Genomic DNA, 17,691 nt, shown 5'->3' with positions numbered 1-17,691 from the left:
GCCGTGAACCTGTGCCGCGTCTTCATCCTGCGCCCGGTGGCGACCACGCTCATGGCGCTGGCCATCCTGCTTTCGGGCGTGTTCGCCTACCGGCTGCTGCCGGTGGGCGACCTGCCCAACATCGCGGTGCCGGTCATCTATGTCATGGCAACCCAGCCCGGCGCCTCGCCACAGCAGATGGCCACATCCGTCACCACGCCGCTCGAGCGCAGGCTGGGGCAGGTGGCGGGGGTGAGTTCGATTGAATCGGATTCAAGCCAGGACAGCGCCTTCATCCTGCTCATATTCGATGAATCGACCAATATCGACGCCGCCGCCAATGATGTGGAGGCAGCCCTGCGCGCCGCCCGCGCCGACATGCCCGCAACCCTGCAGTCCCAGCCGCAGTACTGGAAGGCCAACCCCTCCGACAACCCGATCCTGATCCTGGCCCTCACCTCGGACACACAGCCGGTATCGGCGCTGTACGACATTGCCAAGACGCGCCTGCAGCCCCTGCTTGCGCAGGTGCAGGGCGTGGGGTGGGTCGAGATCGCGGGCAGTTCCGCGCCCGCCGTGCGGGTGGACATCAACCCGTGGCCCCTGTTCAAATACGGGCTGGGGTTCGAGGATATCCGCTCGGCGCTGGCCTCGGCCAATGCCAACACGCCCAAGGGCATCATCGAAAACGACACCACGCGCACCATGCTGGCCACCAATGACCAGGCCCGCACCGCCGCCGAGTACCGCGACCTCGTGATCGGCTACCGCGACACCCGCCCCGTGCGGCTGAGCGATGTCGCCACCGTGCGCAACGGCGTGGAGAACGAACGCCAGATCGGCTACCTCAACGGGCACCAGGCGGTCATGGCCATCATCCGCCCGCGCGCAGGGGCCAATGTCATCCGCGTGACCGATGACATCAAGGCCCGAATCCCCGCCCTGCGCGCCGCCCTGCCGCGCGGGGTGACGCTGAGCCCGGTCATGGACCGCTCGATCACGATCCGCGCCTCCCTGGCCGATACCAAATGGACGCTGCTGGCCTCGGTCGTGCTGGTGGTGGGCGTTGTGCTGGTCTTTTTGCGCACGCTGCGCTCGACGCTGATCCCGGCCATTACCGTGCCCATCTCGCTGGCGGGCACGCTGGCGCTGATGTCGGTGTTCGGCTTCTCGCTCGATATCCTCTCGCTCATGGCGCTGACCATCGCCACGGGTTTCGTGGTGGATGACGCCATCGTGGTGCTCGAAAACATTGCCCGCCACATGGAGGCCGGGCTGAACCGGCGCGAGGCGGCGCTGAAGGGCTCGCGCGAGATCGGGTTCACGGTGCTGTCCATCACCGTCTCGCTCGTTGCGGTGTTCCTGCCGCTGCTTTTGCTGGCGGGCACGCCGGGCAAGGTGTTCTTCGAGTTTTCCATGACGCTGGCCATCACGGTCACGGTATCGCTGCTGCTGGCGCTGAGCCTCACCCCCATGATGTGCAGCCTGTTCCTTGAAGTGGGCGAGATGGCTCCCCTGCCCCCCGCCGCGCCGTGGTGGCGCCGGTGGCCGCGCCAGGCGGGCGATATGCTGGAGGCGGGCTACGGGCATCTGCTGCGCGCCTACGAACGCACACTTGATGTAGCACTGCGCCACCATGTGCTCACCGCCCTGACCCTGCCCGCCAGCCTTGCGGTGATGATCGGCGTGATCGTGCTCATGCCCAAGGGCATATTGCCCAAGGAGGACGTGGCCATGGTCATGAGCTTCTTCCGCGCGGACCAGACCACCTCCTTCCCCGCCATGAAGGAGAAGATCCGCGCCATAAGCCACGCGCTCGCGACCGACCCGGACACGGAGGAAGTCGTGGCCTTTTCGGGTGATACCAACATCGAGGGGCAGGCCTTCGCGCAGTTGCACGACCGCGCGAAGCGCCGCGACACCATAGATGACATGATCGCCCGCGTGCATGACCGCCTCGCCGCCATACCGGGGCTGGACATGTCGCTGTTCTCGGCGGGTGACATCAGCGGTGGCGGCGGGCGGCAGAAGGAGGGCGCCTACCGCTACCAGCTCACCAGCGACAATGCCGATGACCTGTACAAATGGGCTCCGATCCTGACGGCTGCGCTGCGCACGAACCCGGTGATGCGCGATGTCACGACCGATGTCATGAACAATGGTGCCGCCATCCATGCCGACATCATCCGCGACCTTGCCGCGCGTTACCTCATTACGCCGCAACTGGTCAGCAACACGCTGTATGACGCCTTTGGCCAGCGCACGGCATCGAACATCTCCACCCCGCTCACCACCTATCATGTGGTAATGGAGGTGGCGGATGCGTACCGCACCAGCCCCGAGATCCTCAGTTCCATGCGCATTTCCACCTCCGGCGGGAGTGCGGGCGGGGGCACGGTGTCGAACACGGTGCGCGCGCGCGCGACGACCACTACGCAGGCCAGCCGCAGCACGCAGCTCAGCCAGCAATCCTTTCGCAACCAGATCGCCAACCGGCTGGCAGGCGGGGCCGGGGCCTCGAACGGGTCGGCTGTCTCGTCAAGCACCGAGACCATGATCCCGCTCTCCGATGTGGCGCGCCTCGAGCCGCGTGTCACGCCCATCACCGTCTCGCACCAGGACGGGTTCGTCTCGGCGGCCATTTCCTTCGACCTCGCACCCGGCATGGCGCTGAGCGATGCCTCCGCCGCCATTGCGGACACCATGATCCGCCTGCATGTGCCGCCCTCCATCCACGGGGGTTTCAGCGGGCAGGCGGCGCAGTTCAAATCCGCCATCATCAACGAGGTGCTGATCTTCATCGCCGCCCTTGTCACGATCTACGTAACCCTGGGCATATTGTATGAAAGCTACATCCACCCGCTGACCATCATGTCCACCCTGCCCTCGGCCGGGGTGGGCGCAGTGCTTGCCCTGTGGGCGCTGGGGCAGGAGTTCTCGCTCATCACCATGATCGGGATGATCCTGCTCGTCGGCATCGTGAAGAAGAACGCCATCCTGATCGTGGATTTCGCGCTGCATGCCGAGCGTGACCGGGGCCTGGACCCCGCCCCCGCCATACGCGATGCGTGCATCCAGCGCTTCCGCCCCATTCTCATGACCTCGCTTGCCGCAGCCCTTGGCGCCGTGCCGCTGATCACCAATAGCGGCTACGGCATGGAAATGCGCCGCCCGCTGGGTATTACGGTGGTGGGTGGCCTGATGATGAGCCAGTTGCTGACACTCTACACCACGCCGGTCATCTATCTGTACATGGAGCGCATCCGTGTCGGCACACGGCGACTTGGCCAGCGACTGCGCGCGCGGATGCGGCGATAAACGCTTGTTTAAAAATCAAAAGTTTCTGGGTGCCGCCTTTTTTCAAAAAGGCGGCGTTCTTTCGAAGCTTTTTGAAAAAAGCTTCACCAAAAACTTTTTCCTGATTGCAGGTCATTCCTGAGATGGCATTTCAGGCCACCAAAAAAATTTTCCCAAAGCGAAAAAAGGGGCTTGCGGGGTGCAAGCACCTCGGCTAGAAACCGCCTCACAGCGCACCCGTAGCTCAACTGGATAGAGCACCAGACTACGAATCTGGGGGTTAGAGGTTCGAGTCCTTTCGGGTGCGCCACTTTCCTTAAAAAATATCATCAGACCTGATGCCGCATGGGTTCATAGCCCTGATGGCCTGCGTTATTGCGTCTTTGCTTCATGCAACTTCACCCGCCACACGCGGTTCTACGGCGTGGCGCAGGGCAGGTCATGCCTGCGCTCTGGCATGAAGGATGAAGGCAATGGGCTACCGTTCAGTCATGATGGGCGCACTCACCGGGTTTGGCCTGATGGGGGGCATGCCCGTGGCCATGGCGCAGAATACCCCCGCACCCAGCCCGCAGGCGATCCTGGCGGAGGCACCCGGCGCGCGGCTGGCGGGGTACCTCAATTTCTGTATCGGCAACGGGCTTGCCCCGCATGATGAGGCAACGCCCCTGCTGGTCGCGCTGATTGAAAAGACCCATGCCGTGCCGCCCGATGAAAAAGGCAACATGGATTACGCCTATGGCACGGCGGGCGTGCTGCACCCTGGCACGCCCGAGCGGGCGCGGCTGACGGATCTCGACATACCCCAGCGCCACGCGCTGTGTGCGCAGGCCGTGCAGAAAGCCGGTATGGGCGCGTAATGACCTGCGCGGCAGAGCCGGGCCACCACCTGATGCAAAAGAGAGCGTGCCCGTCCCCCGCCAGGCTGCTACACTCGGGGCTGATTTTTTTCGTCGTCTGAATTCAGGAACCGAGAATGAGCGGGCCCAGCCTCCCCGAACATAGCCCCACGCCTGCGCAGCCTGCATCGGGCGGCGTCCTTTCATGGATTGACCGCAGGCTTCCCGTCATCAGCGGGTTTCGCAAGGAATATATCGATTTCCTCATGCCCGCGAACCTCAACGCGCTGTGGAATTTCGGAGCGATCCTGACCGCGGTGCTGGTACTCATGCTGGCCACCGGCATTTTTCTGGCCATGAACTACACGCCCACGGCCAACGGGGCGTTCGCCTCGGTCGAGATGATCGAGCGCCAGCTCCCCGGCGGGTGGATGCTGCGCGCGATGCACATGACAGGGGCCAGTCTGTTCATGGCGGCACTTTATATCCACCTCTTCCGGGGACTGTATTACGGCTCCTACAAGCAGCCGCGCGAGATCCTGTGGCTCAGCGGGCTGGGGCTGCTGCTCATGGTCATGATTACGGCATTTGCAGGCTACGTGCTGCCATGGGGGCAGATGTCGTACTGGGGCGCTGACGTGGCGGGCAAGGCGGTGGGCGCCGTGCCGGGAATCGGCCCCATGCTTGAACACATCATGGAAGGCAGCGACACGCTGGGGGATATCTTCATCCACCGCTTCTTCGTGCTACACTTCCTCATGGCATTTGCCATCGTGGCGGTGGTGGCGCTGCATGTGGCGGCACTGCATGTCAGCGGGCCGAACAACCCCTCCGGCAGGCCGGTGCCCGCGAAAGAGAGCGTGCCCTTCCACCCCTATTACACCACCAAGGACCTGACCGGGCTCGTGCTGTTCGCGCTGGTGTTCGTGGCCCTTGCCTTCCTGTGGCCCGACCTGCTGAGCGAGCCGGAAAACTACCGCCCCGCCAACCCCATGCACACGCCGGCCGATATCGAGCCGGAATGGTATTTCCTGCCGTTTTACGGGCTGCTGCAATCCGTGCCCTCCAAATTCGGCGGGCTGGTGGCGGCGGCAGGCTCCATCCTCATCCTGTTCGTGGTGCCCTGGCTTGACCGCTCGCCCATCCGCTCGGCACGCGAACGCCCGGCCTGCCGCCTTGGCATGGCGGGGCTGGTCATGGCCTTCGTGCTGATGGGGCTGGTCGGCCGCCACCATGCCGAAGGCGGCTGGATGATTGCGGGACGGATCGCGGCCCTTTACTACTTCAGCTACTTCCTCGTGCTGCTGCCGCTTTGCGCGCGGCGTGAAATGCGCCAGCACAGCGCATAAGACCACACGCTCGGGCATCCGTGACTTGACGCAAGCCGCGCGTGCCCACACTGTGCCGCCTGACCGGGGTGCCCCTTATTGATGGGCTGAGATCACACCCGTTGAACCTGATCTGGGTCATGCCAGCGAAGGGAGGCAGCACGGCCCCACGACACGGGGCCATGAGACCGCTCCCTGCGTGCCGCGTGTTCCACGTCCATGCTGGCCAGGGGGCTTTTCCGTATCATGCACATCTTCAGGCACGCGCTGGGCATGATGGCCATTTTGGCCTGCACGCTCACGGCCCGCCCTGCCCTGGCAGCGGGACAGTCGGTCACGGTCGTGCTGGACTGGTTCCTCAATGCCGACCATGCCAGCCTTCTGGCCGCGCAGTACAGCGGGGCGTTTGCCCGCCACGGGCTGGATGTCAAACTCATCGCCCCCGCCGATCCCGGCTCGCCGCCGCGCCTGGTGGCGGCAGGGCAGGCTGACCTTGCCGTGTCCTATCAGGCGCAGCTTGGCATGCTGGCCGACCAGAACATTCCGCTGGTGCGCGTGGGCACGCTGATCGACACGCCACTGAACGTGCTGATTACCGGGGCTAACATTCACGACCTTGCGGAACTCAAGGGCAGGACCATCGGCATTTCCATGCCGGGCGTGGATGATGCCTCGCTTGACGCCATGCTGCATTCGGTGGGGCTGGGCCTGGGCGATGTCAGGCAGGTGAATGTCAATTTCCAGCTTGAACAGGCCCTGATCAGCCATGCGGTCGATGGCGTGATCGGTGCGGTGCGCACCTATGAACTGCTCGACCTGCAGCAGAAGGGCATAAAGGTTTCCGCCTTCTACCCCGAGGAACACGGCGTGCCGATCGCCGATGAACTGATCTTTCTCGCCGCCCGCGCCCATGGGCATGATGCGTGGATCAAGGCCTTCATGGAGGCACTGGCCGAGGGCACGAACACGCTGATCAACCACCCCGACGCCATTCTGGCCCAGGCCATTCATGACCACCCGGAACTCGACACGCCGCTCAACCGCGCGGCCTGGCAGGCCACGCTGCCACGCCTGTGCAAGCAGCCCGCCCTGCTCAACCGGCCGCGCTACGAGGCCTTTGCCGCCTTCCTGCACGCGCATGGGCTGATGACGCATGACATTGTGCTGGATCAGTATGCGCTGGATCCCTCCAGCACGCCCGCATCACCCTGAATGGTAAAAGTTTTGGGTAAAGCCTTTTTCAAGAAGCTTCAGGTAACGCCGCCTTTTTGAAAAAAGGCGGCACCCAGAAACTTCTTTGTTTTCAGTCCACCTGGCTTTCGAGCATTTCCTGCTTATGCGGCAGGAAGGTGGTCACGCGCAGGCCATGCCACGCAACGATGCTGTCACCCAGAAACATGGCCAGCGCAATGACCGTGCACACCAGCGCATTGCCAAACATGAGCACCAGCCACCACGCAATGGCGGAATCGCGCACGCTGCCCAGAAAAAGCGCAAAGGCCGACCCGCAGGCCGAAGCCCCGCCGACCCCGCCAAACAGGATGGCGGCATCAAGCAGCAGGGTGCGGTAATGCAGGTGGGTCAGGCGGCGCAGCAGCACGGCGCTGCTTTCACTGCCCTTCTTGTCATCGGCATTTTCCAGCTTGTCGCGCACGGTCTCGATATGGTCGCTGACGCGGGCAAGCCGCGTGTTGAACATGTTGAGCAACGTGCCGATGCCTGACAGCATGAACACCGGCGTCAGCGCCGTCTGGATCAGGTGGGCAACGCCATCAACAGATTCATCAGGCACAAGGCCGGGAAAAGGGGACACGGGCAGGCATATCCTTGGCTGCGGGCAACCGTGCGTTTTTTGGGGTTATCCGCTGCTCCGTCAAGAGGCAGACTTGCACCATGAAGGCTGGTTGAAAAGCCTGTTCCACAAACATCGAGCCATCATCAGGACGTTTGTAGGGAACGCTTTTTGAAAAAAGGAGGCACCCATGTCCCATAATTACGCAACGCCACTGACACCCGAGAAAAGACTGGCCCGCGTGCTGGCGCGCATTCCCGCCCCCTGGGGCATCAATATCGAACGCCTGCCCGATGCGCCTGATGCCGCGTGCTGGCGCGCACGCCTCGACGTGCCCGGACAGGCCGCGCAGGCATGGACTACGCCCGCGCCCACCATGGTCGATGCGCTGGAGCAGGCATGGCGGCAGGCCCGCACCCTGATGGCCTGAACCGGCGGGCATGGAAGATACGGTCAAGAATTAAGTTAATAAAATACAAACACAGATTTGTGAGGATCTACTGTGTATTCCTGCGGCCCAAACCGATCTGCTCATGCCGTTTTATTGAACAGAAACCACCAATTAAGTCGCACACGATTGTTTGATGGATCTTTACGCTCCTTGCAAAACCGGACTGTTCCAGTCCACCTGGCACCATGACGTACTGCCCTGTCGCACACCACAAGAGCGAAAACGCACATGTGTTCCGTTATGACCATTTTTTGAATATTGCATAAAAAAAAAGGAAGATTACCCAACGAATCCATAACGGAACCTGTCCTGCAAGTTCCGTTTCTCCCACCATGTGGGGAGGAGTCCCTGCACGCTCCCGCAACCTTCCGGCCCTGCCCTGCCCCCTGCCACGGCCAGCAGGGGCCATTGACCCGCCGGGTTTTATACAACAGGAATGCGCATAGGGAGTTTAATACTATGTCGGCAGGAAAATTGGCGCGTATTGGCGCGGTGGTTGTTATGGCAAGCGGGGGAGCGTCGCTTGCCTGCGTCGATGAGGCATGGGCTGACGATTATAGTGAACTTCTCGATATCCTGAAGGCCAAGGGCAGCCTGACGCAGGGTGAATATCGTGGCCTGCTCGCCCATCACCTGCAACATGTGCATGAGGCGGCGACCAGCGCGGCCCGCACGCAGCAATACGTGCCCGCCGCGCGCCACATGGGCACGACAGCCGCCCATGCCCCCATGCGCACCGCGATGGGACAGACGGTGCAGCCCCCCGGCCAGATCGAGATTGGCGGCAACGGCATGGACCCCGACTATGTGCTGGCCCAGGCGCAGCAGGCGGCGGCCAGCGCGCAGGCCAGCGCGGCCTCGGCTGAGTCCACCTGGCTTGCCGCCCAGCATTCCATGGGGCTTGGTGGCGGCATGTCGCTGGTGCGGATGGAAAAATACGTGCCCGGCAAGGGCCTGACCTTCAAGGCCGGGCCGATCGACATCAACCTCTCGGGCTTCATCAACGGGTTCTATACCTATAACAGCCCTGCCGGCGGCATGCCGGTGGCGGGCGGCGTCTCGACGGGGTCGAGCGGGTTCGATTCCTCGGCGCTGCGTAACGGCCTGCTGCCTGCAGGCCTGATCCTCAAGCTCTCGACCACGCAGAACGGCATCGACCTTGCCGCCGTGATGGGCATGTATCCCGGCATCAACAACGCCAAGAACGGCGCCTTCAACGCCAATACCGGCGGCAGCCCGGTGGGCCTTGGCACCGCCGGCATCGATTTTCGTCAGGTTTACGTGACGGCGGGCAACAAGAAATGGGGCACGTTCAAGATCGGTCGTGACCTTGGCATCTTTGGTGGCGACGCCATCCTCGATGACGCGACGCTGCTCAGCGTAGGCTCCACCGGCAGCAACTCGGCACCGGGCAACACCTCGCTTGGCCGCATTGGCGTGGGTTACGTCTATGCCGACTGGATTCCGCAGATTTCCTACCAGTCGCCCACCATCAAGGGCTTCCAGGGCACGATCGGCATCCTGCAGCCGCTTGATGAGTTCGATTTCTCGGGCGCGGATGCCAATGGCAACGCCTATTCGGCAGCCTCCACGCAGCACAGCTCGCCCATGATCCAGGGCAAGGTGACGTATGACTTCAAGGTCGGTGGGCTGACGGCGCGCATCTGGGCCAGCTTCCTGACCCAACACCAGCAGGACCTGACCGAAAGCCGGACAACAACCGTGCATACGGCCCTACTGGAAGCCAATGGTGTCGGGGGGATTGGGGGTGTTTACAATATGACCACCTCAACCACGGCAGACATGGCCGTCAATCCGGGCCAGAAGACTGGCGTAACAGCCGAAGCCGGCGAAATCGGCACCAAGCTCACCTACGGCCCGGCGCAGTTCGTAGGCTACTACTATCGCGGCAGCGGCCTTGGCACGACCGGCCTGTTCTTCGATGGCGTGGCCAGCAATGGCCGCAAGCGCGCATCGGAAGGCTACTATGTCCAGATGATGTATAACTTCACCAAGAAGTTCAAACTCGTGGGCAGCTATGGTGTCAGTAACCTCTATCTGGCACCGGGCGAGAAGGACCCCGACCTCGTGCGCCGCAATGAATCCGAAGTGGGTGCCGCCTACTACAAGATGACCGACTGGCTGAACCTTGTGGCCGAATACGCTCATACCAGTTCCGCCGCCCACGGCCCCTACAAGGAAAGCGACAACAGTGCCTCGGGCGGTATGATCCTGCTGTTCTGAGCCCCACCCCAAAAAACAAAAAGGCGCTGCCGGGCAGAACCCGCGCAGCGCCTTTCGTTTAGAACGTTTTTGGTAAGGCTTTTTTCAAAAAGCTTTAAAGAACGCCGCCTTTTTGAAAAAAGGCGGCACCCAAAAACTTTTATCCGTTACGGTGCCTGGGACGGCATCACTACATACAACCCGATTTCCAGATGCTTACCGGTTGAATAGTTCAGTCCTGTCTGCTGACCGAGTTCATGCAGGTTCAGGCCATCTTGCAGCGCGCGGGTGCTGAACGCCGCAAGCTCGCGCGCGCCCACCAGCACCATGCCGCATTTCTGGTTCTCCTGCAGGAAATCAGCCGCCGCCGTGGGGCTGATCAACCGGGTATTTTCACCAAGCAGAAAGACAAGGCTGGGTTCTGAATCCGATGTCGAGGCGACAATGCTCTCGCGCCCGCAACGGCGATGGTCATCGACCATGGCGGCAAGGCGCGGGCTGAGCCATATGGTCTGCAGGCGCGGGATGACGGTTGTAAACAGGCCGACATGAATGATGACCGCCGCGGCAACCGCCGCCATGACCGCCCGCAGCACCTCACGGTGCAATATGAGATAGGCCGACAGCCCCAGCACCGGCAGCGCCCCCACCGGGATCAGCATGGCGGCAGGTGAGAGCGTGCCTTCCATGCGCCACAGCAGCACGGGGCCAGCAAAGGCCAGCACGGAACCGACCGTAAACCAGATCAGCGCATAGGCCGCGAGCAGCCCGCGCACCCACAAGGCGCGTGGCCATGCCCACTCCGTGGGAAAAGAGACCACGGCTGCAGCCGTCAGGATGGCAATGGCCGGATAGGTCGGCAGCACATAATGCGGCAGTTTGGTCGCAATGGCCTCAAACACCAGCCAGTGCGGCACGATCCAGCACAGCAGGTAGCGCACATGCGGCTGAAAACGCTGCGCCCACACAAAAGGCAGGCTCATGGCGGCAAAAAGCGAACCAGGCCAGAAGGCAAGCGCGAACACGGCCAGATGGTAGCCCGGCGGCAGGCCATGCGTTTCCTGCCCGCTCGCCACCTTGCCCAGAAAATTGCGCCCCACCGCGCGCGAGAAGAAATCACCATGGCTGATGACCCCGATGGCGATGCACCACGGCAGCACGATGGCCAGCATGAGCAGCCAGCCCCAGGCCGGGCGCAGGCGGCGCCACCAGTCGATGCGCCGTTCCACCAGCGCCAGCGCCAGCGGCGTGCCAAAGCCGGGAATGAGCACCACCGGCCCCTTGAGCATGAGCCCGCAGCCCAGCGCGATCCAGTATAACAGGGCCGCCGCCAGCGGCGTGGCCAGATCGCGCTCGCGGTCGAGATAGGCGCGCAGCAGCCCGCATTGCGCCAGCAGCACGAACAACAGCAGGGTGGTGTCAATGGTGGCCATGCGGCCTTCGGCTGTCATCAGCACCGACACCGCCAGCAGGGCTGCCGCCAGCAGGCCGCATTGCGGGCCGAACAGCGCAGCGCCGATCCAGGCCGTCAGCACGGCGGCGGCCGTTACGGCCAGTAGCGAGGGAATACGGTAAGGCCACGTGGCGTGGCGGTCCTGCATGCCGGTCAGGCTTACGGCAGCCGCCTCCAGCCAGTAAATGCCAGCAGGCTGAAGGTAGCGGGGCTGGTCGAGAAAGCGCACATCGACATAGTTGCCGCTATGCAGCATCTGGGCCGTGGCTTCCATGTAGCGGGGTTCATCACGGTCCAGCGGCGGCAGCGAGGCCCGCCCGGGCAGGAACAGGACAAACACGGACAGCGCCACAAAAACATAGTGGCGCAGTGTCAGGCGCGTCATGGCACGGTCCCTTCAGCGTTCGGTAACGCGTTTCGGTATCCTGGCGCGGTTATTGAGCCACATGACACCCAGTATATCACGGATGCCAACAATCGCCCGGTTGAGATTGGTGTATTTGGAGGAACCATGCAGCCGGTTGCGATGATGCACCGGCATGCACACCAGCGGCACGCCGCGCCGCGCCATCAGGGCAGGCAGGAAACGGTGCAGTCCCTCGAATTGTGGCAGCGGCAGGAAATCTTCCCGCCGGAACGCCTTGAGCGAAGCCCCCGTATCGGGGCAGCCATCATCAAGCAGGCGGCGACGCAGGCCATTGGCAAAACGCGAGGCCAGCCTGCGCGACAGGGTATCGCGCCGCTTGGTGCGTACGCCCACTACCAGCGGCGCGCGCCCGCTGGCCTTCTGGCACAGCGCCAGCATGTTGATGAAGTCGATGGGGTTATCCTGCCCATCACCATCAAGCACGATGACCCATTCGCCCCGCGCGGCTTCAATGCCCGTGCGCAGCCCGGCGGATTTGCCGTAAGCCGCCTCATGGCTGAGAATGCGCAGATGCGGCAGGATGCCATCGCGCCTGACCGCTTCAAGGTCCGCCATCGTGCCATCCGTGCTGCCATCATCCACAAAGATGACTTCAGCCGGGGGCAGGCGGTCGAGCACGGCCGCGATTTCCTGGCAAAGCGGGCGGATATTGCCGCTCTCGTTCAGTACGGCGGCGATAATGGACAAAACGGGGCGTGAAGACGCCCCGTTATCGCTGTCCTGCATGGCGGGCGGCTGCAAAGGCAATCAGGCAGCGCGCTGGGAAAGGGCTGCCGGCAGGTCGCCGATCGCCTTGTCGATGATCTTGCCATCGGCATCCGCAGGCAGGCTGGCAGCCAGCGTCTCGCGGGCGGCCTGGATGGCGATGTCAACTGCCGTCTCGCGCACTTCACGCAGGGCGGAACGCTCGGCCGATGCAATCCGGTCCTTGGCCATCTGCTCGCGCCGTGCGGCAATATCCTCGGCGTCCTTGCGGGCTTTTTCCGCGATGTTCGCGGCTTCACGCAGGGAGTGCTCGACCAGTTCCTTGGCTTCGGCCAGTGCCGCCTCGCGGTCGCGCGTTGCGTCCTCCAGCATCTGCTCGGCCTCGCGGCGCAGGCGGGCTGCCTCATCAAGCTCGGCACGGATGCGCTCTGCCCGCCCGTCGAGCGCGCTCACCAGGGGTTTCCACAGTGAACGTCCAAACAGGACGAAAAACAGGACAAAGGCAACAGCCGACCAGAAACGGGGATCATGAAACATGATTATGACCTGTCTGTCTTGGGCAGCGGGTCAGAGACCACGTGCTGCCGCAGCAGAACCGACCTTTGCCGTCACGAAATCGGCCGGGGCGGCAATGCCAGATAACTGATTGATCAGCGTTTCCGCCGTGTTTGTGGAAATTTCGCGCACGGATGCCAGTGCCTGTGTCCGGGCCTGCGCAATGCGGGTCTCGGCATCACTGATCTCGGCAGCAAGGCGTGCGTTCATTTCCTCGGTCTGCCGGGCGGCGGCCAGACGGGCCTCCTCGACAACCTTGTCCACATTGGCCTGTGCATCGGCCAGCGCCTTGCGGCGTGCGGCATGCAGGTCGGCCACGGCTTCATCAGCGCGGGTCTTGGCCTTGTGCGCGATGCCAAGGTCGGTCTCGATGGTCTGACGACGCAGCGAGAGAACCTTCTCCACCTTGGGCAGGGCCGAACGGCTCAGCAGCAGGTAGAGAACCAGAAAAATGCCAGCGCCCCATATCACCTGACCGATGACATAAGGATTGCCAAAATCAAGCTGGGGCATGCCCTCGGCGCGCGCGCCAGGGGCTGCCATGGCCATCAGCGGCAGAGCCAGCGCGGACGAAGCCACAAAAGACTTCGCCCTTCGGATGTTGTTATACATCACGGCGCGCGCCATGTTCGCCTCCAGCGTATCAGACGAACAGGATCAGGAACGCGATCAGCAGCGCATACAGGGCCACGGCTTCCGTCAGGGCGAAGCCCAGCATGCCAAGGCCGAACACGTGCGGGCGTGCGGACGGGTTGCGTGCAATGCTGCTGACCAGCGTAGAGAAGATGTTACCCAGGCCAATGCCAACGCCAGCGAGGGCGATAACGGCGATACCGGCACCAATTTCACGGGCTGCTGCGATATCCATGTCTTGTTTTCCTTGTTTCAGACGTTCTGGATTGAAATAGATGGAAGCGGATGCGGCCTGTTAGTGGGCCACCGCCTCCCTCAGATAGATGCAGGTCAGGATTGCAAACACATAGGCCTGCAAGGCACCAACCAGCAATTCGAGTGCCATCAGCGCGACATTGATGACCACGGGACCAACGGCGATGATATCACCGAAGAAGCCCAGCCCGGCCAGCATGATCGTGAAGGCGGCAAACATATCGAACATCACGTGACCCGCCACCATGTTGGCGAACAGACGGATCGACAGGCTCACGGGACGCGAAAGAAAAGAAAGGATCTCGATCGGGATCAGCAGCGGGGCCAGCGCCTTGGGCGCGCCTGCGGGCATGAAATGGGCGAAGAACTTCGCCCCCTGCACCTTGAGCGATACGATGATCGAGAGACAGAACACCATCAGCGCCAGCGCCAGGGTCACGGCGATATGGCTGGTGAAGGCGAAGGAGAATGGCAACAGGCCAAGGTAGTTACCGGCCAGGATGAAGAAGAACAGCGTGAACACGAAGGGGAAGAAGGCCTTGCCCTCCACGCCGATGGTGTCGACCGCCATGTTGTAGATGAAGTCGTAGCACATCTCGGCTGCGGCCTGCAGGCGACCCGGCACCACTGCGGCAGGCCGCATGCCCACGTACAGGAACGCCAGAACCAGCAAGGCGGCGACAATCATCATCATGGGGGACTGGCTGAACCGCAGGGATTCGCCCAATGCACCCAGAACTGGATGGAGCTCGAACTGACCGAGCGCGTCGATAGATGATCCGGCCGCCAACTTCGTTCTTCCCTATAACCGTCCGGAGCCGCCATCCGGCCCGTCTGCCTTAGTGCTTATGGCATCGGGCCTGACAAGACGCCAGACATTAAGTACACCTGCCACACCGCCAAGAAGCGAGAAGACGATGAGGAACCAGGGCTTGGTGCCCAGCCAGTGGTCAAGCCCCCAGCCAATGCCTACCCCGACCACAAGAGCCGACACCAGTTCCGTTCCCGACCTGATGACCAGGCCCAGATCGGACATTGTCCCCCCCGTATCGCGTTCAGCGGCCTTGCGGGGCTTCATGCGCTCGCGGGCCGCTTCCAGTCGCCGGTTGAAGGACTCGCCGGAAGGATCGTTATCCTTATCCACTTCTCGCACCTCCTTGAGGGTGCAGGCGGTAGCTAACGGGGCTGCAATAACCTGTCAAGCAAAGGGGGGCAAACAAAGCGGTTCCCCCCGCATCTTTTTTACCGTCCGTGCGTTCGGCGCATCTTTATTGCGCCGTGGCGCTGCCCGGAATCACGTCATAACCCGCGCTGCCGGGAAAAGCGCCCGGCGGCGGCGCATCGGCGGGTTCGATGTGGATGGCCTGGTTCACGTCCGGCCCGATTTCACGCGCGTTGATGGCGGTACCGCGCTCGCCGCTCACGCCAATGCCGATGGCGTGCAGGTTCGCACCCGGCCTGAGCCAGGCGGCAAGGCGGGTGGCATTGGCCTCGCCCACATACACGATGCTGTGGTCGCGCATGATCGCGCCCTGCACCTTGCCCTGCATGTCATAGAGCGGGGCAAGCACGATGCCATCCACCGGCACGTCGGGGCCGATGGAGGGGGAATCATAGGGTGCAGGAGCACTTGAGGGGCGCACATCGGCAATCCGCTGCCCGCGCGGGCCGGTTACGGCATAGGCACGCACGATGGGGTGGCCAATGCCCTTGAGCCCGCTGATCGAGACCTGTTCGCCGGGGCGGGCAATGGCGGGCAGGTTCTCGCCAAGGTCCTGCGGGCAGAAAACCTGCGTGCCATCGGCAAGCAGCAGCCCCGCGATCTGTCCTGCCGGACTGAGGATGTACTGCACCAGTTGCCCGCTGGTTACAGGCAGCGGGGCAAGGTCGAACACGGGGGCGACCTGCATTGGTGCAGGGGCAGCAGCAGGCTGCGCGCCCGTCTTGCCAGCCGCATGGGCACTACCCGCCGCCAGGCTGCCAGCAACAAGCACGCCCGCGAGCAGGCGGCAGGAGGAACGTCGATGAATGTCCATGCGGGTACCCGTCTTTCGTCTGTCTTGACCGGCACTCTGCCGGGCGTGCCATCTCATTCCATCCCCGCCCCGCAGACAAGGGGGCTTGACGACGGATCAGTGTCGGAAATGGCGCATACCTGTGAAGACCATGGCGATGCCCGCCTTGTCGGCCGCGGCGATTACCTCGTCATCACGGATCGAGCCGCCGGGCTGGATCACGGCGGTGGCCCCTGCTGCAATCGCGGCCTCAAGCCCGTCGGCAAACGGGAAGAACGCATCGGACGCCACGACGCTGCCCTGGGTCAGCGGGTGGTCGATCCCGGCTTCCTTCGCTGCATCGGCACTCTTGGTGGCGGCGATGCGCGCGGAATCAACCCGGCTCATCTGGCCTGCGCCGATGCCCACCGTGCTCTGGTCCTTCACATACACGATGGCGTTCGACTTGACGTGCTTGGCCACGCGAAAGGCGAAGATGAGGTCCGCCATCTCGGCGGAAGTGGGCGCGCGTTTGGTCACCACCTTCAGCGCATCGGGCGTGATGCGGCCGCTGTCACGCGTCTGGGCAAGGAAGCCACCGGCAACCGAGCGCACCACCACGCCACCGGCTGCGGGGTCCGGCAGGGCTCCGGTCAGCAGCAGGCGAAGGTTTTTCTTGCGTGACAGGATCTCGCGCGCTTCGGCAGTCGCGTCAGGGGCTACGATCACCTCGGTGAAGATGCCAGCGATGCGCGATGCCGCTTCCGCTTCCAGCGTGCGGTTGAGTGCGACGATGCCGCCAAAGGCCGAGACCGGGTCGCAGCGCAGGGCGCGGTCCCAGGCTTCGGCCTGGGTGGGGGCGACAGCCACGCCACAGGGGTTGGCGTGCTTGACAATGACCACGGCGGGTTCATCGAATTCCGCCACCGCCTCAAACGCTGCATCGGTGTCGTTGATGTTGTTGTAGGACAGCGCCTTGCCCTGAATCTGTTTGGCCGTGGCCACACCGGGGCGGGTCGAGCCATCGGTGTAGAAGGCCGCCTTCTGGTGCGGGTTCTCGCCATAGCGCAGGCTCTCGCGCTTTTCGCCTGCAAGGATCATGCGCGGGGGCAGCACCTCGCCTTCCTGGCCTGCGAACCATGCGGCGATGGCGGCATCGTAAGCGGCGGTGCGGGCATAGGCGGCACCTGCAAGCTTCGTGCGCTGCGCCAGGGTCGTGCCGCCATTTTCAAGTGCCGCGATCACCTCGCCATACTGGGCGGGGTCGGTAACGATCGCCACGTGGGCGTGGTTCTTGGCGGCGGCGCGGATCAGGGCGGGGCCGCCGATATCGATGTTTTCGATGCAGTCCTCCGGCCCCGCGCCAGAGGCCACGGTGGCCTCGAAGGGGTAAAGGTTGACGGCCACGAGGTCGATCGGGGCGATCTTGTGCTCTTCCATCTGCTGCACATGGGCGGGCAGGTCGCGCCGGCCCAGAATGCCCCCATGCACCTGCGGCACCAGCGTTTTGACGCGGCCATCAAGAATTTCCGGAAAGCCGGTATGCTCGGACACGTCGCGTACGGCAATGCCGGCCTCGCGCAGGGCGCGGGCGGAACCGCCGGTGGAAAGGATCTCGGCCCCATGGGCGACAAGCGCGCGGGCCAGATCAAGCAGCCCCTTCTTGTCAGACACGGAAATCAGGGCACGCCGGACCGGCACGGTGGTGGGGGGGGTCATCTGCAAGTGACCTTTCACGCAAGCTGGAAATGAGCCAATGC

The 17,691-nt window shown here is 63.2% G+C and carries 17 protein-coding genes, 1 tRNA gene and 1 riboswitch; of the genes, 8 read left to right on the top strand and 10 right to left on the bottom strand.

Annotated features, from left to right (window positions below; genetic code table 11):
* Window positions 1-3 precede the first annotated feature (3 nt).
* From QEG70_RS05800 to QEG70_RS05775, 6 genes are all read left to right on the top strand, one after another.
* Window positions 4-3,297 carry an efflux RND transporter permease subunit gene (locus QEG70_RS05800; protein WP_308719784.1) on the top strand — a complete coding sequence of 1,098 codons (3,294 nt, stop codon included), beginning with the start codon at window positions 4-6 and terminating at the stop codon, window positions 3,295-3,297.
* On the top strand, window positions 3,245-3,418 hold the full coding sequence (locus tag QEG70_RS05795; RefSeq protein WP_308719783.1) for a hypothetical protein: 174 nt from the start codon (window positions 3,245-3,247) through the stop codon (window positions 3,416-3,418). The genes QEG70_RS05800 and QEG70_RS05795 overlap by 53 nt, the downstream gene beginning before the upstream one ends.
* Before the next feature lie 91 nt (window positions 3,419-3,509).
* Window positions 3,510-3,586: transfer RNA gene (locus tag QEG70_RS05790), tRNA-Arg, on the top strand.
* 163 nt (window positions 3,587-3,749) lie between these two features.
* Complete coding sequence (locus QEG70_RS05785; protein WP_308719782.1) at window positions 3,750-4,136, top strand: hypothetical protein; 387 nt, start codon at window positions 3,750-3,752, stop codon at window positions 4,134-4,136.
* 116 nt (window positions 4,137-4,252) lie between these two features.
* Entirely contained in the window at window positions 4,253-5,464 is a 1,212-nt protein-coding gene (locus QEG70_RS05780) for a cytochrome b (protein WP_308719781.1), read from the top strand.
* 54 nt (window positions 5,465-5,518) lie between these two features.
* A riboswitch (TPP riboswitch) is annotated at window positions 5,519-5,615 on the top strand.
* 101 nt (window positions 5,616-5,716) lie between these two features.
* Window positions 5,717-6,655, top strand: coding sequence for an ABC transporter substrate-binding protein (locus QEG70_RS05775; protein WP_308719780.1), 939 nt, complete (start codon window positions 5,717-5,719; stop codon window positions 6,653-6,655).
* A gap of 91 nt (window positions 6,656-6,746) precedes the next feature.
* Here QEG70_RS05775 and QEG70_RS05770 read toward each other — a convergent pair whose 3' ends face one another.
* Window positions 6,747-7,256: a DUF2721 domain-containing protein gene (locus QEG70_RS05770; RefSeq protein ID WP_374762553.1), complete on the bottom strand. Its 510-nt coding sequence runs from the start codon at window positions 7,254-7,256 to the stop codon at window positions 6,747-6,749.
* A 169-nt stretch (window positions 7,257-7,425) separates the two neighbouring features.
* Here QEG70_RS05770 and QEG70_RS05765 point away from each other — a divergent pair, with 169 nt between their 5' ends.
* Both QEG70_RS05765 and QEG70_RS05760 read left to right on the top strand, forming a co-directional pair.
* The gene (locus tag QEG70_RS05765) at window positions 7,426-7,665 is read left to right on the top strand and encodes a hypothetical protein (RefSeq protein WP_308719779.1); all 240 of its coding nucleotides are present in this window, start codon (window positions 7,426-7,428) and stop codon (window positions 7,663-7,665) included.
* Between the two features lie 480 nt (window positions 7,666-8,145).
* Window positions 8,146-9,930, top strand: coding sequence for a porin family protein (locus QEG70_RS05760; RefSeq protein WP_308719778.1), 1,785 nt, complete (start codon window positions 8,146-8,148; stop codon window positions 9,928-9,930).
* A gap of 146 nt (window positions 9,931-10,076) precedes the next feature.
* Here QEG70_RS05760 and QEG70_RS05755 read toward each other — a convergent pair whose 3' ends face one another.
* From QEG70_RS05755 to purH, 9 genes are all read right to left on the bottom strand, one after another.
* A complete protein-coding gene (locus QEG70_RS05755) occupies window positions 10,077-11,747 on the bottom strand; it encodes an ArnT family glycosyltransferase (protein ID WP_308719777.1) in 1,671 nt (556 codons plus the stop codon).
* Window positions 11,748-11,759: 12 nt separating this feature from the next.
* Complete coding sequence (locus QEG70_RS05750) at window positions 11,760-12,515, bottom strand: glycosyltransferase (RefSeq protein WP_308719776.1); 756 nt, start codon at window positions 12,513-12,515, stop codon at window positions 11,760-11,762.
* Window positions 12,516-12,536: 21 nt separating this feature from the next.
* Window positions 12,537-13,031 (bottom strand): F0F1 ATP synthase subunit B family protein, encoded by a 495-nt coding sequence (locus QEG70_RS05745; RefSeq protein WP_308719775.1) that lies wholly within the window; start codon window positions 13,029-13,031, stop codon window positions 12,537-12,539.
* A 30-nt stretch (window positions 13,032-13,061) separates the two neighbouring features.
* Window positions 13,062-13,676 carry a F0F1 ATP synthase subunit B family protein gene (locus tag QEG70_RS05740; RefSeq protein WP_308719774.1) on the bottom strand — a complete coding sequence of 205 codons (615 nt, stop codon included), beginning with the start codon at window positions 13,674-13,676 and terminating at the stop codon, window positions 13,062-13,064.
* A 16-nt stretch (window positions 13,677-13,692) separates the two neighbouring features.
* Window positions 13,693-13,917, bottom strand: coding sequence for an ATP synthase subunit C family protein (locus tag QEG70_RS05735; protein ID WP_003616715.1), 225 nt, complete (start codon window positions 13,915-13,917; stop codon window positions 13,693-13,695).
* 60 nt (window positions 13,918-13,977) lie between these two features.
* On the bottom strand, window positions 13,978-14,727 hold the full coding sequence (locus QEG70_RS05730) for a F0F1 ATP synthase subunit A (protein WP_061275560.1): 750 nt from the start codon (window positions 14,725-14,727) through the stop codon (window positions 13,978-13,980).
* Window positions 14,728-14,739: 12 nt separating this feature from the next.
* Window positions 14,740-15,081: an AtpZ/AtpI family protein gene (locus tag QEG70_RS05725; protein ID WP_159261452.1), complete on the bottom strand. Its 342-nt coding sequence runs from the start codon at window positions 15,079-15,081 to the stop codon at window positions 14,740-14,742.
* Between the two features lie 124 nt (window positions 15,082-15,205).
* Entirely contained in the window at window positions 15,206-15,973 is a 768-nt protein-coding gene (locus QEG70_RS05720) for a hypothetical protein (RefSeq protein WP_308719773.1), read from the bottom strand.
* Window positions 15,974-16,069: 96 nt separating this feature from the next.
* Window positions 16,070-17,650: a bifunctional phosphoribosylaminoimidazolecarboxamide formyltransferase/IMP cyclohydrolase gene (gene purH / locus QEG70_RS05715; RefSeq protein WP_308719772.1), complete on the bottom strand. Its 1,581-nt coding sequence runs from the start codon at window positions 17,648-17,650 to the stop codon at window positions 16,070-16,072.
* Between the last annotated feature and the right edge of the window lie 41 nt (window positions 17,651-17,691).

This window comes from Komagataeibacter xylinus (genome assembly GCF_031081985.1).
Taxonomy (GTDB): Bacteria; Pseudomonadota; Alphaproteobacteria; order Acetobacterales; family Acetobacteraceae; genus Komagataeibacter; species Komagataeibacter xylinus_E.
The sequence above is the reverse complement of the archived record's forward strand: the minus strand, read 5'-3'. Positions and strand labels throughout refer to the sequence as shown.